The sequence below is a fragment of the Halomonas sp. AOP43-A1-21 genome (genome assembly GCF_052376775.1).
Lineage (GTDB): Bacteria > Pseudomonadota > Gammaproteobacteria > Pseudomonadales > Halomonadaceae > Vreelandella > Vreelandella colorata.
In genome coordinates this window covers 52608-78917 of sequence record NZ_JBQSWC010000016.1, presented here as the reverse complement: position 1 = coordinate 78917, position 26310 = coordinate 52608, and the positions used below count along the sequence as shown (strand labels likewise).

The 26310-nt window shown below is 53.5% G+C and carries 26 protein-coding genes; 15 read left to right on the top strand and 11 right to left on the bottom strand.

Translation table 11 applies throughout. From position 1 onward, the window contains the following. Positions 1 to 18: 18 nt before the first annotated feature. From hutU to ACT3R7_RS10680, 3 genes are all read left to right on the top strand, one after another. Entirely contained in the window at positions 19 to 1698 is a 1680-nt protein-coding gene (gene hutU / locus ACT3R7_RS10690; protein ID WP_496199083.1) for a urocanate hydratase, read from the top strand. A gap of 64 nt (positions 1699 to 1762) precedes the next feature. Continuing rightward, the gene (hutH, locus tag ACT3R7_RS10685; RefSeq protein ID WP_496199082.1) at positions 1763 to 3298 is read left to right on the top strand and encodes a histidine ammonia-lyase; all 1536 of its coding nucleotides are present in this window, start codon (positions 1763 to 1765) and stop codon (positions 3296 to 3298) included. Between the two features lie 75 nt (positions 3299 to 3373). Next, positions 3374 to 4720 carry a Na+/H+ antiporter family protein gene (locus tag ACT3R7_RS10680; protein WP_496199081.1) on the top strand — a complete coding sequence of 449 codons (1347 nt, stop codon included), beginning with the start codon at positions 3374 to 3376 and terminating at the stop codon, positions 4718 to 4720. 168 nt (positions 4721 to 4888) lie between these two features. Here ACT3R7_RS10680 and ACT3R7_RS10675 read toward each other — a convergent pair whose 3' ends face one another. After that, complete coding sequence (locus ACT3R7_RS10675; protein ID WP_496199080.1) at positions 4889 to 5257, bottom strand: helix-turn-helix domain-containing protein; 369 nt, start codon at positions 5255 to 5257, stop codon at positions 4889 to 4891. Next, on the bottom strand, positions 5254 to 5550 hold the full coding sequence (locus tag ACT3R7_RS10670; RefSeq protein WP_496199079.1) for a type II toxin-antitoxin system HigB family toxin: 297 nt from the start codon (positions 5548 to 5550) through the stop codon (positions 5254 to 5256). Before ACT3R7_RS10670 ends, ACT3R7_RS10675 begins: the two co-directional genes overlap by 4 nt. Before the next feature lie 178 nt (positions 5551 to 5728). On the opposite strand from ACT3R7_RS10670, the gene ACT3R7_RS10665 reads away from it, so the two are divergent. The 4 genes from ACT3R7_RS10665 to ACT3R7_RS10650 all read left to right on the top strand — a co-directional run bounded on the left by ACT3R7_RS10665 (position 5729) and on the right by ACT3R7_RS10650 (position 10139). Further along, on the top strand, positions 5729 to 5941 hold the full coding sequence (locus tag ACT3R7_RS10665) for a hypothetical protein (protein ID WP_496199078.1): 213 nt from the start codon (positions 5729 to 5731) through the stop codon (positions 5939 to 5941). Positions 5942 to 7112: 1171 nt separating this feature from the next. Then, on the top strand, positions 7113 to 8297 hold the full coding sequence (locus ACT3R7_RS10660) for a DUF262 domain-containing protein (protein ID WP_496199077.1): 1185 nt from the start codon (positions 7113 to 7115) through the stop codon (positions 8295 to 8297). Further along, the gene (locus ACT3R7_RS10655) at positions 8278 to 9039 is read left to right on the top strand and encodes a hypothetical protein (RefSeq protein ID WP_496199076.1); all 762 of its coding nucleotides are present in this window, start codon (positions 8278 to 8280) and stop codon (positions 9037 to 9039) included. The genes ACT3R7_RS10660 and ACT3R7_RS10655 overlap by 20 nt, the downstream gene beginning before the upstream one ends. 137 nt (positions 9040 to 9176) lie before the next feature. Then, positions 9177 to 10139: a hypothetical protein gene (locus ACT3R7_RS10650; RefSeq protein ID WP_496199075.1), complete on the top strand. Its 963-nt coding sequence runs from the start codon at positions 9177 to 9179 to the stop codon at positions 10137 to 10139. A 272-nt stretch (positions 10140 to 10411) separates the two neighbouring features. On the opposite strand, the gene ACT3R7_RS10645 is transcribed toward ACT3R7_RS10650, so the two are convergent. Then, a complete protein-coding gene (locus ACT3R7_RS10645) occupies positions 10412 to 11776 on the bottom strand; it encodes an aminotransferase-like domain-containing protein (RefSeq protein ID WP_496199074.1) in 1365 nt (454 codons plus the stop codon). 179 nt (positions 11777 to 11955) lie between these two features. On the opposite strand from ACT3R7_RS10645, the gene ACT3R7_RS10640 reads away from it, so the two are divergent. The 6 genes from ACT3R7_RS10640 (at position 11956) to ACT3R7_RS10615 (ending at position 16813) form a co-directional block, all read left to right on the top strand. Next, the gene (locus tag ACT3R7_RS10640) at positions 11956 to 12189 is read left to right on the top strand and encodes a hypothetical protein (RefSeq protein ID WP_018915593.1); all 234 of its coding nucleotides are present in this window, start codon (positions 11956 to 11958) and stop codon (positions 12187 to 12189) included. A 2-nt stretch (positions 12190 to 12191) separates the two neighbouring features. Beyond that, positions 12192 to 13544 (top strand): tripartite tricarboxylate transporter permease, encoded by a 1353-nt coding sequence (locus ACT3R7_RS10635; protein ID WP_496199073.1) that lies wholly within the window; start codon positions 12192 to 12194, stop codon positions 13542 to 13544. A 98-nt stretch (positions 13545 to 13642) separates the two neighbouring features. Next, a complete protein-coding gene (locus ACT3R7_RS10630) occupies positions 13643 to 14902 on the top strand; it encodes a hydroxymethylglutaryl-CoA reductase, degradative (RefSeq protein WP_496199072.1) in 1260 nt (419 codons plus the stop codon). Positions 14903 to 14911: 9 nt separating this feature from the next. Then, positions 14912 to 15817, top strand: a complete 906-nt coding sequence (locus tag ACT3R7_RS10625; protein ID WP_496199071.1) for a hydroxymethylglutaryl-CoA lyase — start codon at positions 14912 to 14914, stop codon at positions 15815 to 15817. A 119-nt stretch (positions 15818 to 15936) separates the two neighbouring features. Continuing rightward, positions 15937 to 16176 (top strand): DUF333 domain-containing protein, encoded by a 240-nt coding sequence (locus tag ACT3R7_RS10620; protein WP_496199070.1) that lies wholly within the window; start codon positions 15937 to 15939, stop codon positions 16174 to 16176. A 136-nt stretch (positions 16177 to 16312) separates the two neighbouring features. Next, positions 16313 to 16813 (top strand): CreA family protein, encoded by a 501-nt coding sequence (locus ACT3R7_RS10615; RefSeq protein ID WP_496199069.1) that lies wholly within the window; start codon positions 16313 to 16315, stop codon positions 16811 to 16813. 37 nt (positions 16814 to 16850) lie between these two features. Here the strand turns inward: ACT3R7_RS10615 and ACT3R7_RS10610 are convergent, their stop codons facing one another. The 3 genes from ACT3R7_RS10610 to ACT3R7_RS10600 all read right to left on the bottom strand — a co-directional run bounded on the left by ACT3R7_RS10610 (position 16851) and on the right by ACT3R7_RS10600 (position 18705). Then, a complete protein-coding gene (locus ACT3R7_RS10610; RefSeq protein WP_496199068.1) occupies positions 16851 to 17405 on the bottom strand; it encodes a CAP domain-containing protein in 555 nt (184 codons plus the stop codon). Further along, positions 17398 to 17886 carry a pyridoxamine 5'-phosphate oxidase family protein gene (locus ACT3R7_RS10605; RefSeq protein WP_496199067.1) on the bottom strand — a complete coding sequence of 163 codons (489 nt, stop codon included), beginning with the start codon at positions 17884 to 17886 and terminating at the stop codon, positions 17398 to 17400. The genes ACT3R7_RS10610 and ACT3R7_RS10605 overlap by 8 nt, the downstream gene beginning before the upstream one ends. A 252-nt stretch (positions 17887 to 18138) precedes the next feature. Continuing rightward, on the bottom strand, positions 18139 to 18705 hold the full coding sequence (locus ACT3R7_RS10600) for a YIP1 family protein (RefSeq protein ID WP_496199066.1): 567 nt from the start codon (positions 18703 to 18705) through the stop codon (positions 18139 to 18141). A 141-nt stretch (positions 18706 to 18846) separates the two neighbouring features. On the opposite strand from ACT3R7_RS10600, the gene ACT3R7_RS10595 reads away from it, so the two are divergent. Together ACT3R7_RS10595 and ACT3R7_RS10590 are read left to right on the top strand one after the other, a co-directional pair. Next, the gene (locus ACT3R7_RS10595) at positions 18847 to 19263 is read left to right on the top strand and encodes a MarR family transcriptional regulator (RefSeq protein ID WP_496199065.1); all 417 of its coding nucleotides are present in this window, start codon (positions 18847 to 18849) and stop codon (positions 19261 to 19263) included. 93 nt (positions 19264 to 19356) lie between these two features. Further along, the gene (locus ACT3R7_RS10590) at positions 19357 to 19677 is read left to right on the top strand and encodes a carboxymuconolactone decarboxylase family protein (protein WP_496199064.1); all 321 of its coding nucleotides are present in this window, start codon (positions 19357 to 19359) and stop codon (positions 19675 to 19677) included. A gap of 77 nt (positions 19678 to 19754) precedes the next feature. Here ACT3R7_RS10590 and ACT3R7_RS10585 read toward each other — a convergent pair whose 3' ends face one another. The 5 genes from ACT3R7_RS10585 to ACT3R7_RS10565 form a co-directional block, all read right to left on the bottom strand. Then, positions 19755 to 21248 carry an MFS transporter gene (locus ACT3R7_RS10585; RefSeq protein WP_496199063.1) on the bottom strand — a complete coding sequence of 498 codons (1494 nt, stop codon included), beginning with the start codon at positions 21246 to 21248 and terminating at the stop codon, positions 19755 to 19757. 40 nt (positions 21249 to 21288) lie between these two features. After that, complete coding sequence (locus ACT3R7_RS10580; protein ID WP_496199062.1) at positions 21289 to 21747, bottom strand: universal stress protein; 459 nt, start codon at positions 21745 to 21747, stop codon at positions 21289 to 21291. A 70-nt stretch (positions 21748 to 21817) separates the two neighbouring features. Continuing rightward, entirely contained in the window at positions 21818 to 23413 is a 1596-nt protein-coding gene (locus tag ACT3R7_RS10575; protein WP_496199061.1) for an antiporter, read from the bottom strand. A gap of 236 nt (positions 23414 to 23649) precedes the next feature. Continuing rightward, on the bottom strand, positions 23650 to 24318 hold the full coding sequence (narL, locus tag ACT3R7_RS10570) for a two-component system response regulator NarL (protein WP_496199060.1): 669 nt from the start codon (positions 24316 to 24318) through the stop codon (positions 23650 to 23652). Beyond that, entirely contained in the window at positions 24318 to 26255 is a 1938-nt protein-coding gene (locus ACT3R7_RS10565; protein ID WP_496199059.1) for a histidine kinase, read from the bottom strand. Before ACT3R7_RS10565 ends, narL begins: the two co-directional genes overlap by 1 nt. Positions 26256 to 26310 lie beyond the last annotated feature (55 nt).

Here is a 26310-nt window from a genome sequence, read left to right as displayed (position 1 = left end):
CACATGAGGAATGACGCCATGCAGTCCAACGACAAACGTCACGATGCTTCACGCAAGATCATTGCCCCGACCGGTACTGAATTGAGTTGTAAAAGCTGGTTGACCGAAGCGCCGCTGCGCATGCTGATGAATAACCTCCATCCAGATGTAGCCGAAAGCCCTGAAGATCTGGTCGTTTATGGGGGCATCGGGCGCGCTGCACGTGACTGGGCGTGCTACGACAAGATCATTGAAACCTTGCAGCGCCTGGAGGACACCCAAACCCTGCTGGTGCAGTCCGGCAAGCCCGTAGGCGTTTTTGAAACCCATAAAGATGCCCCCCGGGTGTTGATTGCCAACTCCAACCTGGTGCCTGCCTGGGCGAACTGGGAACACTTCAATGAGCTGGATCGTAAAGGCCTGATGATGTACGGCCAGATGACCGCCGGCTCGTGGATCTATATCGGTTCCCAGGGCATTGTGCAGGGCACCTATGAAACCTTCGTTGAAGCTGGCCGCCAGCACTACGACGGCGAACTCAAAGGGCGCTGGATTCTTACCGCGGGACTGGGCGGCATGGGCGGCGCTCAGCCGTTGGCGGCAACGCTGGCCGGGGCGTGTTCGCTTAATATTGAATGCCGCCAGGCGAGCCTCGACTTCCGCTTGCGTACTCGCTACCTGGACGAGCAGGCGGACGACCTTGATGACGCGCTAGCGCGTATCGAGCGCTATACCGCCGAAGGCAAGGCGATCTCTATCGGCCTGTGCGCTAACGCCGCCGATGTGCTGCCGGAACTGGTCAAGCGTGGTATCAAACCGGACATGGTCACCGACCAGACCAGCGCCCACGACCCGCTGCACGGCTATTTGCCTTCCGGCTGGGGTTGGGACGAGTACGTCGCGCGCGGCAAATCCGAGCCGGAAGCCACCGTAAAAGCTGCCAAGCAATCGATGGCGGTGCATGTGCAGGCGATGCTCGAGTTCCAAAAGATGGGCGTACCCACGTTTGACTACGGTAACAATATTCGTCAGATGGCGATGGAAGAGGGCGTGGAAAACGCGTTTGCTTTCCCGGGCTTTGTGCCTGCCTATATTCGTCCGCTCTTTTGCCAAGGGGTCGGGCCTTTCCGCTGGGTAGCGCTATCCGGCGACCCCGAGGACATTTACAAAACCGACCAGAAAGTTAAAGAACTTATTCCCGACGACCCACACTTGCACAACTGGCTAGATATGGCGCGTGAGCGCATTAGCTTCCAGGGACTGCCAGCACGTATTTGCTGGGTGGGTCTCAAGGACCGTGCCCGCTTGGGTCAGGCCTTCAACGAAATGGTCAAGAATGGTGAGCTGAAGGCGCCCATCGTAATCGGCCGTGACCACCTGGATTCCGGCTCAGTTGCCAGCCCCAACCGGGAAACCGAAGCGATGATGGATGGTTCCGATGCGGTATCGGATTGGCCATTGCTCAATGCGCTGCTCAATACTGCCGGTGGGGCTACCTGGGTCTCGTTGCACCATGGCGGCGGGGTAGGCATGGGGTATTCCCAGCACTCCGGTGTCGTGATCGTGTGTGATGGTAGCGATGATGCGCATGCGCGGCTGGGCCGTGTGCTGCGTAATGATCCGGGCACCGGCGTGATGCGCCATGCCGATGCGGGATATGACATCGCCAAGGAGTGCGCCCGCGAAAGCGGCCTTGATTTGCCGATGCTCGATAAATAAAGCCCACAAAATACAAGAAATCAGAAGGTGGGATAACCGCCTTCCTTTCTCTAAAGGCGATGAAATGAAAAGTTTAGACATTCAGCCCGGCAAGATGACCCTTGCTCAAGCGCGTCAGATCCACGAACAGCACGTCCCTGTGACGCTGCCCAAAAGCGCCGATGCGGATATCCAGCGCAGCGTGGATTGTGTCAATCGTGTGGTCAGTGAGAACCGCACAGTGTATGGCATCAATACCGGCTTCGGCTTGCTGGCCCAGACGCGCATCGCCAACGAAGACCTTGAAGCGTTACAAAGCTCTCTAGTGCTTTCTCATGCCACGGGCGTGGGCGTGGCGATTGATGATGCGCTGGTGCGGTTGATCATTGTACTCAAGGTCAATAGCCTTGCCAGAGGCTTTTCCGGCATACGCCGTGAGGTGCTGGATGCGCTCGTCGCGCTGATCAATGCAGAAGTGTATCCGCATATTCCTCTCAAGGGGTCGGTCGGGGCATCCGGTGATTTGGCGCCGCTGGCGCACATGAGTGTTGTGCTGCTGGGACAAGGCAAGGCGCGCTACAAGGGCGAGTGGGTATCCGCCGAAAAAGCGCTGGAAATTGCAGGCCTGACCCCGCTGACCCTGGCGCCTAAAGAAGGGCTGGCGCTGCTGAACGGTACCCAGGTATCGACCGCCTATGCCTTGCGCGGCCTGTTTGACGCCGAAGATCTGTTTGCGGCGGCAACGGTGTGTGGCTCATTGACCGTAGAGGCCACGTTGGGGTCGCGCTCGCCCTTCGACGCACGTATTCATGACGTTCGCGGCCAGAAAGGACAGATTGATGCCGCCGCCGCTTATCGGCATCTACTGGGTGAAAACAGCGCAGTGGGTGACTCGCATGCCAACTGCGACAAGGTGCAGGATCCCTACTCGCTGCGCTGCCAGCCGCAGGTAATGGGCGCTGTATTGACACAGATCCGCCAAGCCGCTGACGTGCTGGCGGTGGAAATCAATGCAGTGTCAGATAACCCGCTGGTATTCGCCGAGCAGGACGACATCATCTCCGGCGGTAACTTTCATGCTGAGCCGGTCGCCATGGCCGCCGATAATCTGGCACTGGCGATTGCCGAGATCGGCTCGCTGGCCGAGCGGCGTGTCTCCTTGATGATGGATAAGCACATGTCGCAGCTGCCGCCCTTTCTGGTCGAGAACGGCGGGGTCAACTCCGGCTTCATGATCGCACAGGTAACGGCTGCGGCGCTGGCGAGCGAAAACAAGGCGTTGGCGCATCCTCACAGCGTGGACAGCCTGCCTACCTCGGCCAACCAGGAGGACCATGTTTCCATGGCGCCCGCTGCCGGTAAGCGCCTGTGGGAAATGGCAGAGAATGTATGCGGCATCCTGGCTATCGAATGGCTAGGGGCGTGCCAAGGGCTGGACATGCGCAAAGGCTTGACCACGACCCAGCCGCTAGAGCAAGCGCGGCAACTGCTTCGCGCGCGCGTAAGCCATTACAACCAGGACCGCTTCTTTGCGCCGGATATCGAAGCCGCCAGCCAACTGCTGCGTGACCGGGTGCTGAGCCCGCTGATGCATCCGCACACTCTGCCAAGCCAGCACTGAACCCTTCCATGCTTCCCTGCGGTGCTAGGCCGTAGGGACAGCCCATTGTTCATCCAATAACAAAGTAGGCTTTCCATGAATGCTATCGTACTGGCTATCCTGGTGATGGTCGGCTTGAGTCTTGCTCGCGTTTCGGTTGTGTTTGCCCTCATCGTGGCCACTCTGGTAGGCGGGTTGTACGCGGGAATGCCCATTGGTGAGATCCTTGATGCCTTTAATGAGGGGCTAGGCAATGGCGCCACCATTGCATTGTCCTACGCGGTGCTGGGGGCTTTTGCCGTTGCCTTGTCCCGTTCGGGGATTACCGAGCTTCTAGCTAACCGGGCTATTCAGCGCTTTCAGCTGGATGGCTCATCAGACGGCCGCCGCACGATAACGTATACCCTTCTTGCCGCCTTGTTGGCGGCAGCGGTCAGTTCCCAGAATCTGATTCCTGTGCATATCGCTTTCATTCCCGTACTGGTGCCGCCGCTTCTCAAGTTGATGAACCACTTGAAGCTTGATCGGCGGGCGGTGGCATGCGTGATTACCTTCGGGATCACGGCGCCTTATATGCTATTGCCCGTGGGCTTTGGGGCCATTTTTCTCAATGACATTCTTCTGGCTAACCTGAATGAGAGTGGGGCGGCGCTAGGGCTTGAAGTGACGCGTAAAATGGTGCCACTGGCAATGGCGATTCCCATTGGTGGGATGGCCTTGGGTCTCGCGGTGGCGATATTCTGGAGTTATCGCAAAGGGCGTGATTACCAGGACCGTGAACTGGCCCATGGTAAGGAGTCGGCTCGAAACGCCGCGCGTCATCTGGTGGGCTGGAAAAAAGCCATGCTTGTCATATCGCTTCTAGGTACGGTAACCGTACAGCTGATGACCGGCTCCATGGTACTCGGGGGGATCTTCGGGTTTGCCTTGCTTTCCATGAGCGGTGTTTTTCGTTGGCATGAGCAGGACGGTATCTTTACCGAAGGCATGCGCATGATGGCACTGGTCGGGTTTATCATGATTTCAGCGGCGGGCTTTGCCAGCGTGATGCAGGCAAGCGGCGAAGTTGGAGGGCTGGTGGCGAGCTCTACCGAGCTTATCGGTGACAACAAAGGCCTGGCTGCGCTGATCATGCTATTGGTGGGCCTGTTCATTACCATGGGGATCGGCTCGTCCTTTTCGACTATTCCCATTATTGCGTCGCTCTATGTACCTCTGGCATTGAACTTCGGCTTCTCGCCAATGGCGACCGTGGCACTGGTAGGCGCTGCCGCCGCCCTGGGCGATGCCGGTTCACCTGCGTCAGACTCAACGCTTGGCCCCACGGCAGGCTTGAACGCCGATGGGCAGCACGATCATATCTGGGATAGTGTGGTGCCGACCTTCCTGCACTACAATATCCCCTTGATTGTATTTGGCTGGGTCGCGGCGATGGTGCTTTGATTGAGTTGAATGTATCGGGCATGTAGCTTGCCCCCGTCAAGGCGGGGGCAGGAGCATTCACGCCAAAACGGGGGCGCGCGCTGGTTTGTCAGTTCCGATGGGCCGAGTACTTGCTTCCCTGGTGGGAATGTTGCGCGGAAGTAGCGGGGCGGTATGCCCAAGCATAAGCTAGACGTCAGTAGTTTCGCCTAAAAGGTTTTCATAGGGGATCTTCAGTCCGGTGTGCAGCTTTTTGATCATACTCAGGCTGAGCCCGCGCCTACGATGCAAGACCTCCGAGGTTCTCCCGCTGGTGCCAAAATAGGGGACAAGGTCCTGCTGAGTGAGGCCCTGCTGCTCCATGCGAAATTTAATGGCCTCTACTGGGTCGGATGGGCCGATCGGATAATGCTCATTTTCATATTTCTCGATCAGAATAGAGAGCACCTCCATCTCATCAGCTTCCAGAGTGCCTGCCTCAGCGGACCATAGTTCTTCCATCCGAGCGAAGGCACGATCCAGGTCGGTGTCACTACGAATTGGCTGAATATTCATCATATAGTCTCCGCATCAATGTCATCGTATTGAGCATGCGTACCTACGAAGCGCACCCAGGCAATTTGCAGGTCGTAGCGAATTGAAACAATTACTCTGTACTTATTGCCTCCGATATTAAAAACGACACGACCTGACTTGAGTATGCTGGCCGTTCCAATATCGGCTTTGAGCAATTGAGGTGTAGCCCATGACGCCTTGATCATCATGTTATGCCATTCAACCAAGGGCGTTTTAGCGTCATCATAGCCAGCTTCCCAGAATTTTCTTAGCGTGCGTTTAGATATTACCCTCATGCTTCCTCCCAATTTGGGAGTAGTGTAGTTGCTCCCAAATTGGGAGTCAACTAAGGTTCAGTTATGCTGCCAGACGAGTTGGTTGGTTTCCATGTTTCAATATACTGCCGCGATTCAGCGCCATCGATACCTAACCTTCTAGCACTATTATTTTTTACCGCCTACAGGGACGCCATTCATGACAAAGGAAGACATAAAACTACAGCTGCTCGCCGGCCCCTCGTTTCTATTGATCGGCGTAGGCATATTCATCCTGCATGGTGAAAATCCCGGCGAGGTTTATCCCGCCTTGGCCAATCCCAATATTGCCTATGGGCTTTTTGTTGTGGGAGGTATTGGGGCTTTGATATCGATCGTGAAAGGCTTGCGGATTTTCATGGCGCGAAGGTGAGGGGCGGCCTGTCTACTGCCGGCTTCTTGACCTGCGAACGCCCCGTCATTGTGTGGGGCGTTCGTATGTTAGGGCTTAGCGAGAGAAGGGCACCTACTGAGCGCGGCCATAGATCGTCTGGCAAGGATGTTGCCAACCTCATACCCGCGTACCGGCCGCGCCCCACGGCGCGCTATCGACACCCCGCCCCGCCCGCGTGCTAAATGTGTTGGTTTTTATGCACCCCTGCAAATGCCGCCAAGCCGCGCCACTGATGGGCTGGCTGGTGAAAAATGGGTGCATGAAAATTATGCGAATTCATGCGGGGTTATGCGCTTTCAGTATGGTAGGTTCGACTTATTAAGCTAGGAAGCTCTCTCATGCTTTGCTGGCAGCGAAAAAGAGCGTTCCTAAATAGTCCTAGCAAGGCCTCAGTATTCATGCTGTGAAAGGTAAAATTAAACTTGGGGTATTGTCCTTTGCGTGGCTTTCTCGTTGCATGGCACGAGCGTGGCACACAGCGGCTATATGGAACGGTTAGTGTGCAGGCCCACCCAAGATCGCAGCACCCTACGGCGCGTTGTCCCCCACCCGCCTGCGGTGTTTGCTTGTGGGGTAGTTATTCATGCACCCTGCAAATTGGGCCAAAGCCCGCTGTTGCTGGGCTGTAGGGGGGATTAGGCTGCATGGGAGTCATGCGATGCGGGTTTATGAGCTTTCAAAAGGTAAGTTGAAGTAATGGGCTTAAAGCTTGGTCATAGGCTGGTCGATAGCAGAATGAGACCTTCCTGGGAAGGCTTGTCGACAACAGTGAGTTCCTAATGTAGGCGATACAGTGTGGTCTAAAGTCTCAGATGATTGGGTTGTGCGCGCGTATGGAAATGATGAATACTGCTTAAATATAATGAGATGAAATATGGTGCTTATGGGAGATAATTTGCTTGTAAACATTGATTTGGGATTCACCAGTAACTTTTGATTACTTAAAGTGAGATTATTAAAAAACGCAACAGGCGCAAGACTTTTGAACATATAGTCCAATTTGAATGAATCATAAAAAGTAAGAAGCTTAAGAAAAATTCGGAAGGCTATATTTCTATGTTTAATTAGATTTCTGGTGAAGATAGTTGCCTGTCATTGATAGCGAATATTGAAAGTTAGTATTTATGTCTTTTATAAAGGAGAATGTAAAATGGATAATAAAGTGTATTATGGCGAGTACTCCCTTAAGCATTGGGTTAATTTAGTGCTAAAAGGAAATGTTATTCTTCCAAAGTACCAAAGATATTTTGTTTGGGATGAGAGAAAAGTAGAAACATTGATTTCTACATTTAGAAATAAGGAGTTTGTTCCTCCAGTAACAATAGGAGCTTTTAAAAAGGATGAATCAACCATAAATTACATATTAGATGGTCAGCAACGAATCACCAGTATATTATTAGCATATCTTGGTCTATATCCAGATGTGCAAACTTATAAAAAAACGATCGAATTTTTCGCGAGTGATAATGATGAAGATGATCAAGATGATAATTTATTTGATAATGTTTTAGAATGGAATATATCAAAGTTGGCCGATAGGGGGCGAACTAAAGTCGAGATACTTAGTGAAATTAAAGAAGGTAATTATAAAAAAACAAATTTAAATGTTGATGATGAGTTTCTAGAGAGTAATTTTTTAGGGTTTTCATATTTAGTCCCTCAAACGTCTTGTGAAAAAGCACAGCAAAAGTACTATTCATCTGTGTTTAGAAATATTAATATTCAAGGCGAGACACTCTTGCCTCAAGAGAGCAGAGCTTCCTTATATTTTTTGGACCAAGATCTTCAAGACCTTTTCTCACCAAGTTTTTTTGATGAAATCAAGATTAAACTTATTAGTAGCGAAACTAAAGCAGATTTTATTAGGTATTTGTCTATTATCGCACAATATAATAAGGAAGGTGGTGAAGGCGTAATTGTACGCGGATATAAGCAAAAGATGGAAAACTATTATGAAGAGTATATCTATACTGCTATTAGTGATGAAGAATCTAGTATGTATGGAAAGTTCTCATCTGTTTTTCCAGGTAAGAAATATAATGATGAACTTCTTGTGCTTGAAGAAGTTTTAAGAGAGCTGGGTGTGTTTACTACTCATGCTTCCATTGTAGATGTTGATACATATTTATTTGGTGCTGTCTATTATGTGGTCTATAAAAAGAAAAAAATTGATTTTTCTGATAAGGAAGGTCTTAAGCAAGGTTTAGATAGCGCTGTGAGTACGTTTAAGACATCTTCATCGCATCAGAGAAGTCCTAATAATCTAGGTCATCTAAGAGAAAGGGTGGCTAGATCAATATCAATTTACGGAGATCATGTTAGTTATGATTCATAATGGTTTTATTCTATCTCCAATTGCAAAGATTTTGGAAGAAATTATACCGGCAAGTGCAGGTGTAGGTGATGGTATTGAAACATACCCGTTATGTGATTATGTTATGCAATCGATTTTTTTAAAAATGACAGGTGCTCAAGAGCAAAAAATGAAGTGCATTTGCTGGGAGCTAGCTACCAATGATTATGAATATAGGTACTATAGATTCACTATAAATAGAGTGGGAGAGTGTTCTAATTTAAAAGAAAAAACAGCAGTATATAAAGATCTAGTAGGACAGATAATAAAGCATGGGTCTATAGATTTTGCACAAATCCCTATTGATCGACAGCTCATTCTAGACAAAACGAACTTGTCTATTAATGAAATCTTCAAAGATACTAATCTGATAATATGGGCGTATAGAAATTTTTCAGAATACAAGGAAGTTTGGGCTCAAATAACGGGGGAATACTTTGCTAAAGATAAAAGCAACTTATTTCAAAATAAAAAGAATATTTCTATGACAGATGATCACGATCTAGGTCTGGGTGATATTTATGAAGGATATCTATATAAGCACAGAAATAGAGTTGCACATAATACTTTGTCATATCAGCAAAACTTACCTACTTTAAAAACACTTGCACATAAAAATTATAGGTATGATAATTATTTTATTTATTTCTCATTGCTGATATTGGTTGATAATGTTTTTATGGATTTTTATTCAATATATCTTAATAAGATAGAGTCTCTTTAAATTAAATGTATGCAACATTGATATCTATCATTTCGCTCTTGATTTTAAGTCTAAAGTTAGACTGCGTCAATGGTGTAGACTTGGTAGTAGTGTAACCAAGATATCAAAGCTGTATTAAGCTAGATGGATCATCCGTAATGAGTGAATATGGAATTAAAGAAGCAGTTTATGAGCATATGCCGTTTATTGACGAGCATCTGAAAAAATTAAATGTGCCTATATTTGATCGTTTTATGCATGCTGCATATTTGTTTGTAGATATAGCTGTTATCGATTCAAGCTTTGAAAATAAAGAGGAGCTTTTGAAAAGTAAAGCATTTTTTGAAGGGTTAATACCTTTAGTCAATGACTGGTACTGGGATAAATATGGGGAATTAGCTAAAGGTCCGACTGATAAAAATTATTCTGGAATTATTACTCCTTATGGACATCCTGTTTTAGTCAGAATCCCCGCAACTACAAGCAAAGTAGAGGTTCCATATGAAACAGCATGGCTTACGTTTCCTGATCACTTGAGCAAGGCGGAATCCATAGTAGATATGGCTCAAACAAAGATTGATTTGGAAAGGCTTTCCTTAGATGAGATGGATAAGTTATCGAAAGAGTTTAGCGAGGTGGTTTCTTTGACTCGAAAAATTAACCTTAACATCAATTCGGCATATGGTCTTGATAAAGATGCAGCTAACATGGCTCAGGGAATATGGGGTCATATTGAAAAATCTATTACAGATATTTTGTCATTTAAATCCTCTCAAGCATCAATTGGCTGCTGGGAACTGCATTTAGCAATTGAAAAAACCTTAAAGGTGTATTTGAAACAAGCTCTTGGCGTACGGATGACTGGACATGACCTGAATAAGTTGAGCAGCGAAATTAATAAGCATGATGCGAGTTTAGATTTTTCTGTAATTCAGTCGCTCCCCAGCGATAAGGACGCTATTAAAATGAGGTATGCTGAACTTGTAAAAAACGTGAATGCGGCGGTTGATTATTACAAAAAAGCATTGCGTTTAATTGAGGTGGTCACAAGTAAGTACGAAAAAAAATATACCTACAATAATGCATCTTTGTTGCTGAAAGTAGCACCTTGGGCAAAATGAGGTCTAACAAGGCTCTACTGACTGACAATTTTTTCTGCTGCGTTCTACGCTTGTAACAGAAAGATTTATTATATTAGTTTTATCTAAAATTAAAATTTTGGCCTAAGTAATCAGTACATGTCACAAATATAATTACCACGCTTGATGGGCAACGGTTAGAAGGGTGTAAATAGAGATTCTGGTATACAGAGTGGTATAATATATTATATTTTATAAAAACGTATATTAATTAATAGTTTATGTTTTGTTTTCGACTCCTGCCAGGCCAAACCCTACCCCAAACAACGCTCAAGAAACCCCAAAAACCGATGATCATTCGCATACGCAATATGCATACGCATGGACGATGCATCCGGCCCGTTAGGGCGTAGTGAAAATATGCTGCCAGGCGCAATAAAAATACCTTCGTCCGAGGCTTTTTTGGCCAGTTGCATTGCATCAATGTTGTTCGGCAGGCGCGCCCATAAGTAGTAACCCTCTCCCGGCCCCTCTATATTCTCAAGCCCCACTTCTTTCAACGCGGTAATGGTGCTGGCGCTGGCCTTGGTAATCCGTTCGCGTAGCTGTACCAGGTGGCGGCGGTAACGCCCGTGGGTAATCATGTCGTGAATCAGCCGCTCGCTGAAGGTTGAGCTGTTAACGACGGTGACCATCTTGATATCGGTAAGCGCATTGACCAGCGCAGGGTTGGCCGCTAAATAGCCCGAGCGAATGCCGGTGGAAAGCGTCTTGGAGAACGTGCCTACGTAAATTACGCGACTCAGGTCATCCAGTGCCGCCAGGTGGGCGCTTCCACGGTGGAGCAAGTCGGCAAAGGCGTCGTCTTCCACCAGTATGAGGTTGTAGCGCTCGGCGAGTGTCAGTAACCGGTACAGCTGGTTAAGTGACAGGGTAGAACCCGTCGGGTTGTGAGCATTGGGCTGTAGAAAGAAAACGTTGGGGCGATATTGAATAATCTTGCGCTCCAGGTCATCAAGGTCGAGCCCTTCATGATTGCGTGAAACGCCAATCAGCTTTGCCTTGGCCAGGCGCAGCTTGCCAAATAACGGGTAATAGCCTGGCGTTTCCACCAGAACGCGATCACCGGGGGCGATCAGGTGGCGAATAATAAGATCGAAAGCGTGATTGGCGCCGAAGGTCAGCAGTATCTGTTCATGGGAGGCGTGAATGGAGCGCCCGGCCAGTACCCTGGCAATCGTTTCCCGCAATGGGAGATACCCTTGAGGGGCGCCATACTCGATATCATCATTGCCGATGGACGTTAACCGTTTAGCTTGCCGGGCAAGCGCCGCGCCGCCCATCCAGCTGGCGGGCGCGCGGCCATCGCCTACCCGCACCTGAAAGTTACCTACCAACTGCTCCCTTAAGAGCGAGACGCTATCGACGGCTTCATTGAGCTCGTGGGTCTTTTTCAGCGCTTCAAGCGCGGGTGGCTGGGTAACAAAAAAGCCTGCCCCTTGCCGGGCGCGTAACCTGCCCAGCGCAATCAGCTGATCATAAGCATCCACAATAGTGTTTTTTGAAACCCCATGCTGCCGGGCGGCTTCGCGTATAGAAGCGAGCCTGGCACCCGGTGCCAAGCGGCCTTCTTCGATAGCCTTGAGGATGGTGTCGGCCACGCGCCTGGATTTCGACATGGTAGGTGTCTCCCGAAAAACGGGCTAAACCCAACCCGGTGAAATCAGTGTACCTATCTTTTGATGGGTACAGTACCTCGTACAATTTCGCTAACTGTACCTGTCAGTAATCAGCAAGTTTACCCATCATGTGCTGCATTAAAAAAGATACATCCATAATAAATTCAAGGAGACACGCTATGTCTGAAAAGAAGAATCGGTTTCTCAATGTGTGGGATGACTCGGTGAGTGGGAGAGATCTCCTGCTGTCACTGTGTATTTCGACGCCGTTAACACTAGGCGGCTATCTGCTTGCCCCGGCGCAGCCTCCGCTACCGCTTATTCTGGGGCTGAGCGGCGCTATTCTGGGGTTCTTCATCAATGCGCTGCTGTTTCGCCCTAAGCGGCAGCTGCAAACCGGTGAGGAGAAGTAGTAATGGATCCCGTCTTATTACTTCAAATGCTAGCGGCCGCGATCATTGCCGTCATCGTTTATACCGCGATAGGTGTTGCACCGGGTACTGATGAAACCGCCGTGTTGGCCCCGGTAACGCTGGCGCTGGTGGTCGCGGGCATACCGCTTCCCGTAGTGCTGGCTTTCTTTATGGCGGCAATCGTTGCCAAGAAGCTGACCGATTCCATTCCCGTTTCAGTAGCCGGTATACCGGGCGGGGTGATGTCGGCCCCTATGGTCGAGCACGCCTTGATTTTAAAACGGGAAGGCCATGCCACTCTGGCGATTCGTAAAATGGCGTCCGGTTCTGTCATCGGTACGCTGGTGGCGATCCCCATCAGTCTGTTTCTGGCCTTTCTGTTAACACCGCTAGCCGATGTGCTTGGTCAGTACGCCAGTCAGATATTCTTTGGCGGCGCCGTATTCCTTGCCCTGATGAGCAAGGAGAAAGTCATCAGCCTGATCAGTATTGTGCTGTTGGCGGCACTGATTCAGGGCTTGCGGCACCTGTACTGGGGGATGGGCGTCATTCCGGAAGGGCAGACTGTCTTTATCTCGTTCTTTTTGGGCATCACCATTGGTCCGATGATGTTTAACCTGGCGCAGCTCACGGTCAACAGTGAACGCCACAAAATGGCCGAGTCCGAGCCCAAGAAGATCCAGATCTACGGTAACGATGAAAAAGGCCAGCTACCCAATCCGTTTCGTATCCTGACGCGTCAGGAAACCGTCTCGGCGGCGGCAAGCTCCGTGCTGGGTTCGGTCACGTTCTTCATGAGCCCGGTCGGCATCACGATCTTTCTGGGCGAAGTCATGTCGAGCTGGGTAAAAGGTACGGTCAATAAGGCCAGCCGCGCGCTCTCTTCAATGGATGCGGTCACCAACGCCTCTTACATCGCGGGCATCCTGATTCCCTTAGCGGCGCTGGGCATTCCCATGAGCCCCATGGCGATTGGCCCTGGCAATGCCTTCTTCAACGCACCGCCGGTGCTGACGCTTGAGCAGAATGCTCACCACTTGATGAGTTTTTCTGAAATTACCATCGCCAGCATCCTGGGTGCCGGTGTCGCTTTGCTGATTACCTACCCGATTGCGGTTCGGTACGCGCGGCGTATCTGCATCTTTGTGTTCAAGCACATTCCTCACGAAGCGTTCCTGGCGATGTTCTTCTCGCTGGTCATGCTGCTTGCCTATATGGATGCCGGCGTAATGGGCATTTTAGGCGTAATGGTGCTGGCACTGATGGCGGGGCTGCTTAACCGGTGGGGCGTCAACTACGGCGTGCAGTTCATGACGCTATATGCCGCGCCGTGGCTTTTAGGACTCATCGCTTAATCCGCTTGGTTCATGCCTGAAGCATATGCAGCGTCCTGGTAATCGTCTGCTTCAGGCTCATTTACTTGTTCAACCTCAATTGTTCAGAGGCATTATCCATGGCACACAGCACATCCCGCATTCCCGGTTTTTATCAGCTTCCTCCCAGCGAGCGGCTTGAGAAAGTCATCGAAATAGCCGGGCTCGGCAGCGAGGTTCGCACGCATTTCTCTGATATGGGCAATATTTCGTCAGCCACTGCCGATGCCATGATCGAAAACGTCATCGGTACGCTGAACCTGCCCATCGGCGTTGCCACCAATTTGATTATTGATGGCGAAGAACAGCTGGTACCCATGGCGACCGAGGAGTCCTCCGTGGTTGCTGCCGTGTGTAATGCGGCCAGGCAGTGTCGTGCCTCGGGCGGGTTTCATACCGATACGTCAGAACCCATCATGATTGCGCAGGTGCAGTTGCTGGATGTCCCCAACCCCGAGTTTGCCCGGCTTCGGCTGCTTTCCGAGTTCGAACAGGTAAAAAACATTTGTGATGCAACCGACCCGGTACTGCTCCAGCACGGGGGCGGCTTTCGCGACCTGGAAGTGCGCGTTCTTGACAACATGTTGATCGTGCATCTGTTGGTGGATGTGCGTGACGCCATGGGCGCCAATGCCGTCAACTCGATGGCGGAAGCTGTCGCGCCTTCTCTGGCACAGTGGAGCGGTGGCCGCAGCTGCCTGCGTATTCTTTCCAACCTTGCGGATCGGCGCATTGCGCGTGCGCGCGCTACCTGGACGCTTGAGGACCTGGGCGGCGAGTCGGTACGTGACGGCATGCTCAACGCGTATCGCTTCGCTGATCAGGACCCTTACCGCGCAGCCACCCATAACAAAGGCATCATGAACGGGGTGAGCGCTGTCGTGCTGGCAACCGGCAACGATACCCGCGCGGTGGAAGCAGGCGCTCATGCCTATGCCGCGCGTACCGGGCGCTACCGTTCCTTGACGCATTGGGAAGCCGATAGCGAAGGGAACCTGACCGGCACGCTGGAAATGCCCATGCCGGTAGGCCTGGTGGGCGGCGCTACTCGCTCGCATCCCAGTGCCCGGCACTGCCTGGATATCTTGGGTGTGAAAACGGCGGATCGCTTGGCGCGCATTATCGTCGCGGTAGGCTTGGCGCAAAATTTTGCCGCTATGAAGGCGCTGGCAACCACGGGCATTCAAAAAGGCCATATGGCACTGCACGCCAAGAATATTGCGGTGATGGCTGGTGCTGAAAACGAGGAAGTCGACCGTATCGCGGCGCTACTCGTGGATGGCGGCAAGGTGCGGGTGGATATCGCCCAGCAGCTACTTGAACAGTTGCGTAACGGATAAGGAGAAGACATGGCTCTGCCATCTTCTGTACGCCTGGTCGAGGTTGGCCCGCGCGACGGTCTGCAAAATGAACGTGAGTTCGTGCCGACTCATCTGAAGCTTGAGTTCATCCTGCGCCTGGTGGAAGCGGGCTGTACCAATATCGAGGCGGCGAGTTTTGTGTCGCCTCGCTGGGTGCCGCAAATGGCCGACCACCGGGAAATAATGCTGGGTATCGAGCGTCGCCCTGGCGTTGTCTATTCAGCCTTGACGCCTAACCTGAAAGGTCTGGAAGCGGCGATTGAGTGTGGGGTTGACGAGGTCGCCGTATTTGGCGCGGCAAGCGAAGCCTTTTCGCACAAGAACATCAACTGCTCTATCGCCGAGTCGCTCGAGCGTTTTGAGCCGGTGGTCGACCGTGCGCGCCAAGCCGGGCTGCGCGTGCGGGGGTATGTTTCCTGCGTGCTTGGCTGCCCTTACGAGGGAGAGATCGACCCTTTGCAGGTGGCGCGGGTGGCCAAGGCGCTGTACCAGATGGGCTGCTATGAAGTATCGCTAGGCGACACGATTGGTACCGGCACGCCATCCAAAGCCAAGCGTATGCTGGCGGCAGTCGCCGCCCAGGTGCCGGTGAATAATCTGGCCGCTCACTTTCATGATACCTATGGCCAAGCGCTCGCCAATCTTCATGCGGTACTGGAAGAGGGCGTAAGCGTTATCGATAGCTCCGTCGCTGGTTTGGGTGGCTGCCCCTATGCCAAGGGGGCTTCCGGAAATGTGGCCAGCGAAGATGTGGTGTACATGCTTGAAGGCTTGGGTATTGCATCGGGTATTGATTTAAACGCGCTGGCAAGAACGGGGGAGTGGATCACGCAAGCGATCAACGCCCCCAATCGGTCACGCGCAGGCAGCGCCTTGATGGCAGCAGGGTTATAACGGCCTTGCTGGCATCCCTAACCCAGGAAAGCCGAAATATTGACTATAGTGAAGAGAGCGTAGACGTTTTAAGACGCCAATAACCACTGTTCAATATATTGACGCAAAGGGAGAAGCGCATGGCTCGTTATGGCCTGTTGGTATTGATAGGGATGGCTCTGGCTGGGTGTTCGACCCAGGGCACCACCGCTGGCGCTGAACAGGCGCAGCAGATTGCCGTCAATTACTGTGAGCAGGAGGGCGGCGAAGTCAGAGCGCGTCAGGAAGCGGGCGAGACGCGCCAGTACTGCCACCTGGTGGAAGGCCGAGTGGTAGAGGTCAATCTGCTGTATCAGACGGAAGGCTTGCGCGTTCACTGAATGGGCAGCCGCATATTGCCACGCCGTGAGTCGGCTGATAACGCGCTGGGCATATTGCCGGCGCGTTTCCCTTTTGGGCCCCTAAATTGATAGTCTCCCACTCCCGCTCATCTTAATACCCAAGGAAGCCACGCTTATGTCCATGCGCCCGTTTTTCGCTCAACGCGTTGCCATTGGCTCGTTCGCCGCCATGATGGCGTTGCTGCCCGCAACGCTGCTGGCCCAGGACGCCCATATTGGCAGCGTGCGTACCGAGTTCCGCATGCTGGGGCCGAATAACACCATTGAGGTGGAGCGCTTTGACGACCCCAAGGTGCAGGGTATTTCCTGCTATATTTCCTACTCTCAGATTGGCGGGCTTTCAGGCGCGGTGGGGCTTGCCGAAGAGGCCAGCGAGGCAAGCGTTGCGTGTCGGCAAACGGGTGAGATCGTGTTTAACCCAGCGGAGGTAGAAGAGCAGGAAGTGGTGTTTACCCAGCGCCGTTCAGCGCTGTTCAAGAATATGCGCGTGGTGCGCATGCACGACGCTGAAACCGAAACCTTCGTGTACCTGACCTACAGCACCAAGCTGGTGGATGGGTCGCCCAAGAATGCGATAACGGCGGTTCACTATGGGGATCTGACGCCGGCTCAGTAACCTGGTGCAGGCATGTGAACCGGCACGTTCAGCCTGGTTAGCGGGGCTGGCCCAGTGCCTGGGTCCAGTAAGTGGTGTAGCGGGATTCCGGGTTGTCGGCGTTGGCCATGCCCATCTGGGTAAAGGCGCCGTTCATTATATTGCTGCAGTGGCCAGGGCTTTCCAGCCAGCCATCCACCGCGGCCGATGCCGACATATGGCCGGCGGCAATGTTTTCCCCCACCGCGCGCCATACATAGTCTTGCTCTTCCACGCGCTGTTCGATGCCAACGCCCTCAGGGCTGGTATGGCTGAAGTACTCATTCTCGGCCATATCTTCCGAGTGCGCCTGGGCTGCCTCGTGAAGCTTGCAGCTCCAGGTCAGTGGCGCTACCGAATCAAACGATTGAGTGCCGCACTGCCTAGATTGGCTGCGCGCCTCGTTAACCAGTGAAAGCATTTCCTGCTGCTGCTCGGTAGGTTCGCAGTTGCTGGATGAGCCGCCTTGCGGCGCATCATCAGAAGCCCAGGCTGCTCCGGTACCCAGCAGCATCAAGGCTGCCAAACGGAAAAGCGCCCTGGGGGCAGGGCGCTTTATAACGGAATCAACCACCGAATTTTTCATTTTCACCAAGATCCGGTTTGGCATCTTTCTTGAGGTTGGCCTTGGCAATCTCGTAGAGCTGGTAGGTCTTGCTCTCCTTGGATTTCCAGTGCTCGCCCATCTCTACCTTGATTTCCAGAAGCGTGACGTCCGGGTCGTCCTTGCCTTCCGGGAACCAGGCGGCCACGAAGGGGTTCCAGTACTTGTGGATCAGCTCGCGGTTGTCGTTCAGGTTGGCCTTGCCTGATAGCGAAACGTATACACCGTCTTCCTGATCGGAAAAGCTCAGGCATACGTCATGATCGCTTTTGGCTTCAAAGACTTTTTCGGCGCTGCGGCGGGTATAGAACCATAGCGTGCCGTCATACTCTTCCTGCACCAGGTGCATGGGGCGCGCGCGCGGGGTGTCGTGGTCAAGCGTCACCAGCATGCCTACCTTGATATCCTTGATCATCTTCCAGATCTTCTGCTTATGTTCCGGGCTGGACATGATTTCACTCTCCTTATGAACGGGCTTCCAATTCCCATCATGATGTTTAGGCCTCGTACGAAAACTGCTTACGCTCGGCCATACGGCGTTAAAAATCAGCTCAAAATACTCATTTACACATGTAAACTCCGTTTTTTCGCTGATTTTTGCCTTGTCTAGCCTTCGCTCAGCGACTTTTCGTACAAACCCTAGCCATCAAGAAGGGCTGTTGTCAGCCTAGCCAGCATTGGGCATATGAGCAAACGCTCAACGTCAGTAAGCCCAGATAACCGCAAACAAGACGCCCCATCCCAACGCGCAGGCCGCCATGATGGTATAGGTGACTGAAATGGTAACCATATCAAATGCCTTGTGGGTGCAAAGCGCCTGCAATCCGTGGTAAATCAGGCCACAGGAAATACCCAGAGCCGAGAGAATGACAATGACATTGACCAACAGATTGGGTATCAGCAGTACCAGAGACGAGATGAACAGCGGCAGTGGCGCCAGGGCGGAAAGCAGGTAGGCATCTTGATAGCTGATGGATAGCGCTTCAGTACCATTGACCACCGCGTGTATTACCCATCCGATAGCGAAAAAGCTGACCAGCTCAGCCAGAAAGATGACCGTGGTGATAAACCGCCACTCACGATCCGCAAAGCCGACCATGAACGCATCGTCATAGTGAGTGCCTGCATAATAGAGCATGACGGGTGGCAAGAATGCCAGAGGCAAGACCACCAGCCACGCCAGTAACGGAATGGAAGGCGAGGATGCTTGCAGCTCTTTCCAGCCGGCACGATGACTGAACGTCAATTTGAAGAAAGTAAGTTTGTTCATTTCAGACTCCTGCATCGGCCTGGACTAAATGGGCTACCTGTATCATGTTGTGATACTGTCGTTTGAAAGCGCCCTGCGCATCAACAGTCTGCCTATGGTCACGAAAGGAACCGTAGGCTTGTGACAAAGGAAAAGGGAAGAATGAGCCAAGAATCGACGTTGGATAAAAGCGACTTTGAGCAGTTGTCGCAATTTCGTTACCGGCTGCGCTGTTTCCTTCGCCATAGTGAAGATATCTGCCGCCGTTATGAATTGACGCCTCTTCAGTATCAGCTGCTGCTGCATCTACGCGGGTTCCCGGGAAGAGATTGGGCAACCATCGGTGAGCTTGCCGAGCGCCTTCAGGCGAAGCATCACGGTGTTGTGGCGTTGATTGACCGCTGTGAGCAGCTGGCGCTGGTAGAGCGGCGCCGGGGCCGCGAAGACCGTCGGCAGATCGAGGTGCATTTATTGGAAGAGGGGGTAAAGCGCGTAACCCAGATTGCCCAAACCCACCAACCCGAGTTGCGCCACTTGCAGGAAAGTGCGCCGTTTCCGTTATGGAGCAGCCCTGCGTAATGCCGATTTTCGCTTTAGCGGTGGGCGGGTGGTATTTAACCATCTTATTTCTATACTGTAATTTCATATACGTTATCGCCAAGGTTGTATTCTATGAGCAAGCACGATTTACCTTCCGGAGCCGGAGATGTTGCCAACCAGTACCCGGATATATGGGATGCTTACGCCGCCTTGGGCAAAGCCTGCGCGGAAGCCGGGCCGCTTGATGAGCGTAGCCGGCGCCTGGTGAAACTCTCGCTGGCCATTGGTTCGCGCTCCGAAGGGGCCGTCCATTCCCACGTTCGTCGCGCCCTGAAAGAGAGCATCAGCGCCGAGGAGCTCAAGCAGGTCGCCATGCTGGCTATTCCCACTACCGGCTTTCCGACCGCCGTTGCCGCCCTGACCTGGATAGAAGACATTACCGATCCAGATTGAAGTCACGCGCTTGTTGAAGGCTCTGCCTGACCTTACGGGGGCCAGGCAGAGCCTTGGTGCTAGCGATATTGGAACGTCTAAGGCTTGCCACTTTGCAGCGCCTGGGCTTCGATATCGCGATCCACTGACGAGACGTAATACTCGTCATCAAAAGCGCCTTCTGGCTCCTTGAGCCATACCAGGCAGATCAACCAGCTGATAAACGCGCCGGTGGCAATGATGTAGAAGAACTGCGACGGCGTGACAAACGTATAGATCGTCAGGTAGACCACCGCGCCTACATTGCCGTAGGCCCCCGCCATGCCCGAGATCTGGCCGGTGATACGCCGCTTGATGGAAGGAATGATGCCGAAGGTGGCGCCCTCAGCCCCCTGCACGAAAATCGACGTGCCGACGGTCACGGCAATGGCCAGTATCAGCGGCCAGCTTGCATTGAGCATGCCCATGAGCAGAAACCCTACGCTGATGCCGAACATGTAGCACAGCATCACGAAGCGCCGGTTTCCCATACGGTCTGACACCATGCCGCCCATGGGGCGCGCCACCAGATTGACGAAGGCAAACGAGGCTGCGATCAACCCCGCCGTTGCCGCATTCAGCCCCCAGGTAGCTTCAAAGAACATGGGCAGCATCGACACGACGGCAAGCTCCGCACCGAAGTTGGCAAAGTAGGTGCTGTTGAGTGCAGCCACGCTGTTGAACGAGTACTTGTCATCCTCCGGCACACCCTTGCGCAGAATGGGGAGATTGACCCGCAGAATCTGGACGATCTGGTAAATGATGATAGCAATGATGGCCAGGTAAGCGACGACCGCGCCCGTGACCGATAGGTATCCCATGTACTGGATACGCCAGACCAGGATGGCAAGCACGCCGACCAGTGGGATCGTCCAGATAATCAGCTTGACCATATCCGCCCAGGTGCTGACTTCCATGGCAGCACTCTTGCGCGGCTTGCGGTGGGCCTGGGCGTCGGGGCCGTCGGTGATCGCGAACCAGTAGTAAACGCCGTAAGCCGCCATGACCACAGCGCTTTGGGCGATGGCCCAGCGCCAACCGTCGGGGCCGCCATACATGCCAAGGGCAATGGTGGGTAGTGACATGGCTGCCACCGCCGAGCCAAAGTTACCCCACCCGGCGTAGAAGCCTTCAGCAAAGCCGATGTCTTTAGGCTTGAACCATAGAGCGGTCATGTGAATGCCCACCACGAAGCTTGCGCCAATTGAACTCAACACCAGGCGTGCCACGAGTAGCTGCGTCATGCTGTTGCCGAAGGCAAACGCCAGCGCCGGAAGTGACATGCTGACCATGAGCACCGAGAAGACCCGACGCGGGCCGAAGCGGTCCAGGGCCATGCCGACGATGATGCGGGCGGGGATGGTCAAGGCGACGTTGCAGATGGCGAACAGCTTGAGGTCGTCCGGGGTTAGCCAATCCACGCTCTTGAGCATGCTCGAGGCGAGTGGCGCCATGTTGAACCACACGTAGAAGGTAATGAAGAAAGCGATCCAGGTCAGGTGCAGGGCGCGGATTTCAGGGCTGCGAAACGTGAATACAGCGGAAACTTTCATGGTCGTATCATCCTGTGTCCCAAGGGTAGGTAGCGGCGGCTCAAGGGCTGGGGAGGATCAATAGAGGACATTCGGCGCGCCGGGCCAGAAACGAGCTGACGCTGCCGAAGGTCATGTAGTCGAGTTCATCGACGAAGTAGGTCAGAGACTTGGCGATAATGCCGCCATCGGGCTGGTGGCTATGCCGGGCAATGACCAGCAGGTCCGGCGTGATCTTGCGTGTAGCCTGTAAAAGCATCTTGCGGGCATCGCCTTCGGCAAGTAGCTGTTCGGCCTGGAAACCTTCGCCGAGTGCAAACGCCACGCCTTCTTGAAGGTGCTGTTTAAGTTCGTTCTGCTCCTGTTGGAAAAGCGCTTCGTTGTTATCGGTGGCATCGAGCGGGTTCTCGACCACGCCGACCAGGACAAGCAGCGGCTGATTACAGCGGAACATGTTGACGACTTGAGCGAGCGCCAGCTTGGCGTTGCGCGACCCGTCGTAGGCAATCATGATTTTCATGGTGTCCTCCCGCAGCGGGGTGGGGGCGAAACCCGGAGCCAGGCCCCGGGCGTAAAAAGGGCGGCAGGCTTCAAGGGTTCTTGACGTAAGCGCCCTTGCGCAGATAGAACCACCAGTTGATGACCAGGCAAATGGCATAGAAAACGGCGAACCCGTACATGGCCACTTCAGGCGTACCCGCCTTGATCTGATCGCCTATCATCACCGGCGCGATAAACGAGCCGTAACCGGCGACCGCGGCTGTCCAGCCGAGTACTGGTCCTTTGCTCTGGGCGTCGAAAATGAAGCCGATGCTGCGAAAGGTCGAGCCATTGCCGATACCGCTTGCGGTGAACAGCACGATAAACAGCAGCATGAACATCCAGAAATACTGGTTGGGATCCGTTGCGTTGTAGGCCAGCATCATCACGTACCCGGCGGCAACGGACGCCACGATCATCACAGCGGTCACCAATTGAGTTACCAGAGAGCCGCCGAGCTTGTCGGCAATCCAGCCGCCGATAGGGCGAACCAGCGCACCCACAAACGGGCCGATCCAGGACCAGGTCAGGGCGCTGGGGGCATCCGGGTTGATAATGCGGGTCACGGTTCCGTCGGCGGCAACGTCCATCATGTTGCCGAAAATGATAGTGATGGAGAGCGGTAGCGCCGCAGAAAAGCCGATAAAAGAGCCGAAGGTAAGCACGTACAGCAGCGTCATTGCCCAGGTGTGCTTATCGCGGAAAATGGCGAACTGCTTTTGAATATTGGGCTTTATCTCCTCGCCTGGCAGCAAGCGCAGCATGGCGAGCGTCACCAGAATGGTCAGCGGCAGGGCAAGCCACATGTTCAGCCAGTTTAGCGCAGCCAAGCCAATGACCGTCGCAATGATCCCCACGACATAGAGCCCTAGAATCTTGCCGAATGCCTGAAACGGTGTGCCGGGGTTGGGGGAGATGGTGCGCAGGTTGTTCATGCCGAACCAGCAGGCAAGGGCCAGCGGAATCAAGAACACCAGCCAGATGAAGGCGGCGTTCTGAATCCAGGTATCGGTACCCGCTTCGATACGGCCAATCAGGGTGCCGCTGGCGCTTTGCAACTCCATGGGTGAACCGGCAATCGCACCGAAAATACCGATGGTCATGACCAGTGGCACCAGAATCTGCATGGTCGTGACGCCGAAATTGCCAAGCCCTGCGTTCATTCCCAGCGCATACCCCTGCTGACTCTTGGGATAGAAGCTTGAAATGTTGCTCATCGAGCAGGCGAAGTTACCGCCACCGATGCCGGAAAGCAGCGCCAGTGCCTGGAATATCCAGAACGGCGTGCCGGGGTTAATCAGCGCAATACCGGTGCCGGCAGCGGGAATGATCAGAAGCGTGGTGGTCAGAAAGATGGTGTTGCGCCCGCCGGCCAGGCGCAGCATGAACGAGGCGGGGATGCGCAGCGTGGCGCCGGCCAGGCCCGCCGTCGCGGTCAGGGTGAACAGCTGGTCAGTGGTGAACGCAAAGCCCAGATTCTGCATCTGGGTGGTGATCATGCCCCACATCATCCATACGGCAAAGCCTATCAGCAGGCTGGGTATGGAGATCCACAGGTTGCGGTTGGCGACCCGTTTGCCGGTCTGTTCCCAGAACTGCTCGTTTTCGATATCCCACGTTTCGATATCAGCGTTTTTCTTGCTCATGGCGGTTTCCCTTTAGCGTCAAAACCTTTCTGCGGGTAGCAGTTAAAAAGCAAGATACGCCGGGAAAGGGTATTGGGAAACCGGTTGAAAGCGCCTGAAAATCAGCGACATACCTCTTGATAGGTAGTCGCTTTTTGATGTGAGATAACTGATTTTAAAGGTAAAAGCGTTGGCTGGGGGTAGGGTGCTTCAACGTAAAAGTAACCAGGAAGTCTTTGGAGGTAACCACACAAAGCCTAGTGGTCGAAGCCTTCCTGAACGGCCCATACCGCGGCTTCCACGCGGGAGCGCAGGTTGAGCTTCTTGAGCAGGTGCTTAACGTGTACCTTGACGGTGCCTTCGGTGATATCCAGCTTGCGGGCGATGAGTTTATTGGAGAGGCCGCCGGCCAGCTGCTTGAGTATCTCGCGCTCGCGCTGGGTCAGGCTATGAACGTCGGGAGTAGTCGGCGCGCTACGCTGATTGCGCAAGGCTTCGGCCAGCAGGGCGGTCAGGCTTTCGCTGATGACCATACGGCCGAGCGCTGCCTGGCGCAGTTGGCGCACCATGTCTTCGGGCTCCATGTCTTTCAGCAGATAACCATCGGCACCGGTGCGCAGGGCGGCCACCACATCGTCTTCATGGTCTGAGACGGTAAACATCACCACGCGGCCGCTGTAGTTCGCCTCGCGTAGGCGGCGCAAGGCTTCCAGCCCGTTGACGTCCGGCATGTTCAGGTCAAGCAGCACAAGGTCGGGCTCAAGCTCGAGGGCCAGCGCAATGCCTTCCTCGGGATTACCCGTTTCGCCAATCAGTGCCAGGTCGTCTTCAAGCTCGAGCAGCTGCGCCACGCCGCGACGCAATAGCGGATGGTCATCGATGATCAGCAGGCTGGCAGGTGTGTCATTGGCGGTTAACAGTGTCATCAAGAGGCCCCTGTACCTAAATGAGTGTTGGTATGAGTGTCGGTGTGAGTGTCGGTGTGAGTGTCGGTATGAGCGTGGTTGGCAGTCGATGCGGGCTGCTGCTGGATTAGGCGCGCGGTCAGCGGCGTAAACACAAGTTCAACACTGGCACCGCCGGTGGGGCGGTTGGTGATGCTCAGTTCCCCGTTCAGGGTAGTGGCCCGGTCACGAATGATGACCAGCCCGTAGTGCATCGGTGGCGAGCTGTCGTCTTCCAGCCCGATACCGTCATCCTCGATGCGAATCAGCATCTGCGCATTGGCGAAGCGCACCGTGACGGCCGCCCAGTGGGCTTGCGCATGTTTATGGGTATTGGCCAGCGCCTCGCGAATGATCTGGAGAACGTGAATCTCTTCGTTGGGGTTAAGCAGGTAGGGCGGCACATCGTAGTCAAGCTCGACATTTGCGCCTATGCGCTGGGTAAACTCGTCAACGGTCTGGCGCAGGGCAAACTGCAGACCCGGGCCGTCGAGTTTCAGCCGGAAGGTGGTGAGCAGTTCGCGTAATTGTCGGTAGGCGCTGTTAAGGCCATTGCGCAATTCATCAAAGACGGCGGTTTGAGCTTCCTGGGGGGCTGCTTTCTGCTGCATGCGTTCGAGCCGGGCAACCTGCATCTTGAGATAGGAGAGCGATTGTGCCAGAGAATCATGCAGCTCGCGCGCAATGATGGTGCGTTCATTGATCAGGGTCACCTGCTGCTGTTCTTCAATGCGCCGCTGAAGATATACCGCCGTTGCCAGCTGGTCGGCGAGCATGGTGAGCAGGCGGCGGGTGCTGTCGTTGAGCCTTTCCTGGGGATACCACACCTCCATTGTGCCTAGCAGCGTATCGCCTACGCTGATGGGGAGCAGCAGGTATTGTGCCTGGTCAGAGGCCACCATATCCAAAGGGAGTGGGTCGATCAGACAGGCGTTGCACTCCTGATCGCGGCAATACTCCGGCCGGGTGTGCGAGTGGGTTTCCAGCACCGGCATTTCCCGCTGGTCGAACGGGTCGTTCAGCGAAAGCCGTATGGGCCCAATGTCCAGCAGCGTTTCCAGTTCGCGCAGCATGGGGGCGGCGCTGGAACACAGGTCATTACCACCACCGTACAGCGAGCGGCTGGCATCGTGCATTACGCGCAGTGCCTGGTTGCTGCGTTCAAGCTCCTGCTCTTTACGGGATACTTTTTCTTCCAGGGCCGCGTAGCTTGCAGACAGCTCGGCAGACATCTTGTTAAAGGTGTTACCCAGCAAGGCCAACTCGTCGCTGCCGCGTATCTGTGAACGATGGGTAAAATTACGCTGGGCGGCCTCGCGGGCCAGCACCATGAGCTGGCGCAGAGGCACCACCAGATTGTGGCGAACATCATAAAGGGCGATCAATACCACGATGGCGATCAGTGCCAGGAAGAGTATCTGCATCATGCCCAGCAGGCGCACTTTCGCCTCTGTACTGTGCTCAAGATGCATCACCAGAGTATCGATATCGCTGACCACGGTGGTGATCATGGCTTGAATTGCATCCAGATCGATTTCGCCACCAGACGCCGCCTCGTTCAGGCGGGGGCGGAGCATGCGTTGCCAGTAAGCCTGGATGTTCTCCAGTTGGGCGTGGCGATCACCGCTGCGAACGTTGTGTTGCAGGGTGGCACTCTGCAGACGTTGATCAAAGCGCGTCATCAATGCTTCGAAGCGTGACTCGCTTGCCGTTTCAGGTGCATATTCCGCGCGCTGTAATTCCCCCATGATCTGATGCGCGTTCATGCGTAAGGAGCCTGCAACGTTGATGGCAGCCGCGTCGCCACGGGTGCCGCTGGACATCGCCATGGTTAGCGTGATGCTGATGAAAGCCATGCCACTAATGGCCAGCAGCGACGCTATAATGCGAGCAACCAGGGAACGTTGAAGTAATTTCATGGTGGTTCCGATAGCGCGTAATAACAATAGCGCGTAATAAAAAGTGGAGGAGTGC

Bases quoted from the DNA above. Each gene is read 5' to 3' on its own strand.
- hutU (WP_496199083.1), top strand. From the start codon at position 19: ATGCAGTCCAACGACAAACGTCACGATGCTTCACGCAAGATCATTGCC.
- hutH (WP_496199082.1), top strand. From the start codon at position 1,763: ATGAAAAGTTTAGACATTCAGCCCGGCAAGATGACCCTTGCTCAAGCG.
- ACT3R7_RS10680 (WP_496199081.1), top strand. From the start codon at position 3,374: ATGAATGCTATCGTACTGGCTATCCTGGTGATGGTCGGCTTGAGTCTT.
- ACT3R7_RS10675 (WP_496199080.1), bottom strand. From the start codon at position 5,257: ATGATGAATATTCAGCCAATTCGTAGTGACACCGACCTGGATCGTGCC.
- ACT3R7_RS10670 (WP_496199079.1), bottom strand. From the start codon at position 5,550: ATGAGGGTAATATCTAAACGCACGCTAAGAAAATTCTGGGAAGCTGGC.
- ACT3R7_RS10665 (WP_496199078.1), top strand. From the start codon at position 5,729: ATGACAAAGGAAGACATAAAACTACAGCTGCTCGCCGGCCCCTCGTTT.
- ACT3R7_RS10660 (WP_496199077.1), top strand. From the start codon at position 7,113: ATGGATAATAAAGTGTATTATGGCGAGTACTCCCTTAAGCATTGGGTT.
- ACT3R7_RS10655 (WP_496199076.1), top strand. From the start codon at position 8,278: ATGTTAGTTATGATTCATAATGGTTTTATTCTATCTCCAATTGCAAAG.
- ACT3R7_RS10650 (WP_496199075.1), top strand. From the start codon at position 9,177: ATGAGTGAATATGGAATTAAAGAAGCAGTTTATGAGCATATGCCGTTT.
- ACT3R7_RS10645 (WP_496199074.1), bottom strand. From the start codon at position 11,776: ATGTCGAAATCCAGGCGCGTGGCCGACACCATCCTCAAGGCTATCGAA.
- ACT3R7_RS10640 (WP_018915593.1), top strand. From the start codon at position 11,956: ATGTCTGAAAAGAAGAATCGGTTTCTCAATGTGTGGGATGACTCGGTG.
- ACT3R7_RS10635 (WP_496199073.1), top strand. From the start codon at position 12,192: ATGGATCCCGTCTTATTACTTCAAATGCTAGCGGCCGCGATCATTGCC.
- ACT3R7_RS10630 (WP_496199072.1), top strand. From the start codon at position 13,643: ATGGCACACAGCACATCCCGCATTCCCGGTTTTTATCAGCTTCCTCCC.
- ACT3R7_RS10625 (WP_496199071.1), top strand. From the start codon at position 14,912: ATGGCTCTGCCATCTTCTGTACGCCTGGTCGAGGTTGGCCCGCGCGAC.
- ACT3R7_RS10620 (WP_496199070.1), top strand. From the start codon at position 15,937: ATGGCTCGTTATGGCCTGTTGGTATTGATAGGGATGGCTCTGGCTGGG.
- ACT3R7_RS10615 (WP_496199069.1), top strand. From the start codon at position 16,313: ATGTCCATGCGCCCGTTTTTCGCTCAACGCGTTGCCATTGGCTCGTTC.
- ACT3R7_RS10605 (WP_496199067.1), bottom strand. From the start codon at position 17,886: ATGTCCAGCCCGGAACATAAGCAGAAGATCTGGAAGATGATCAAGGAT.
- ACT3R7_RS10600 (WP_496199066.1), bottom strand. From the start codon at position 18,705: ATGAACAAACTTACTTTCTTCAAATTGACGTTCAGTCATCGTGCCGGC.
- ACT3R7_RS10595 (WP_496199065.1), top strand. From the start codon at position 18,847: ATGAGCCAAGAATCGACGTTGGATAAAAGCGACTTTGAGCAGTTGTCG.
- ACT3R7_RS10590 (WP_496199064.1), top strand. From the start codon at position 19,357: ATGAGCAAGCACGATTTACCTTCCGGAGCCGGAGATGTTGCCAACCAG.
- ACT3R7_RS10585 (WP_496199063.1), bottom strand. From the start codon at position 21,248: ATGAAAGTTTCCGCTGTATTCACGTTTCGCAGCCCTGAAATCCGCGCC.
- ACT3R7_RS10580 (WP_496199062.1), bottom strand. From the start codon at position 21,747: ATGAAAATCATGATTGCCTACGACGGGTCGCGCAACGCCAAGCTGGCG.
- ACT3R7_RS10575 (WP_496199061.1), bottom strand. From the start codon at position 23,413: ATGAGCAAGAAAAACGCTGATATCGAAACGTGGGATATCGAAAACGAG.
- narL (WP_496199060.1), bottom strand. From the start codon at position 24,318: ATGACACTGTTAACCGCCAATGACACACCTGCCAGCCTGCTGATCATC.
- ACT3R7_RS10565 (WP_496199059.1), bottom strand. From the start codon at position 26,255: ATGAAATTACTTCAACGTTCCCTGGTTGCTCGCATTATAGCGTCGCTG.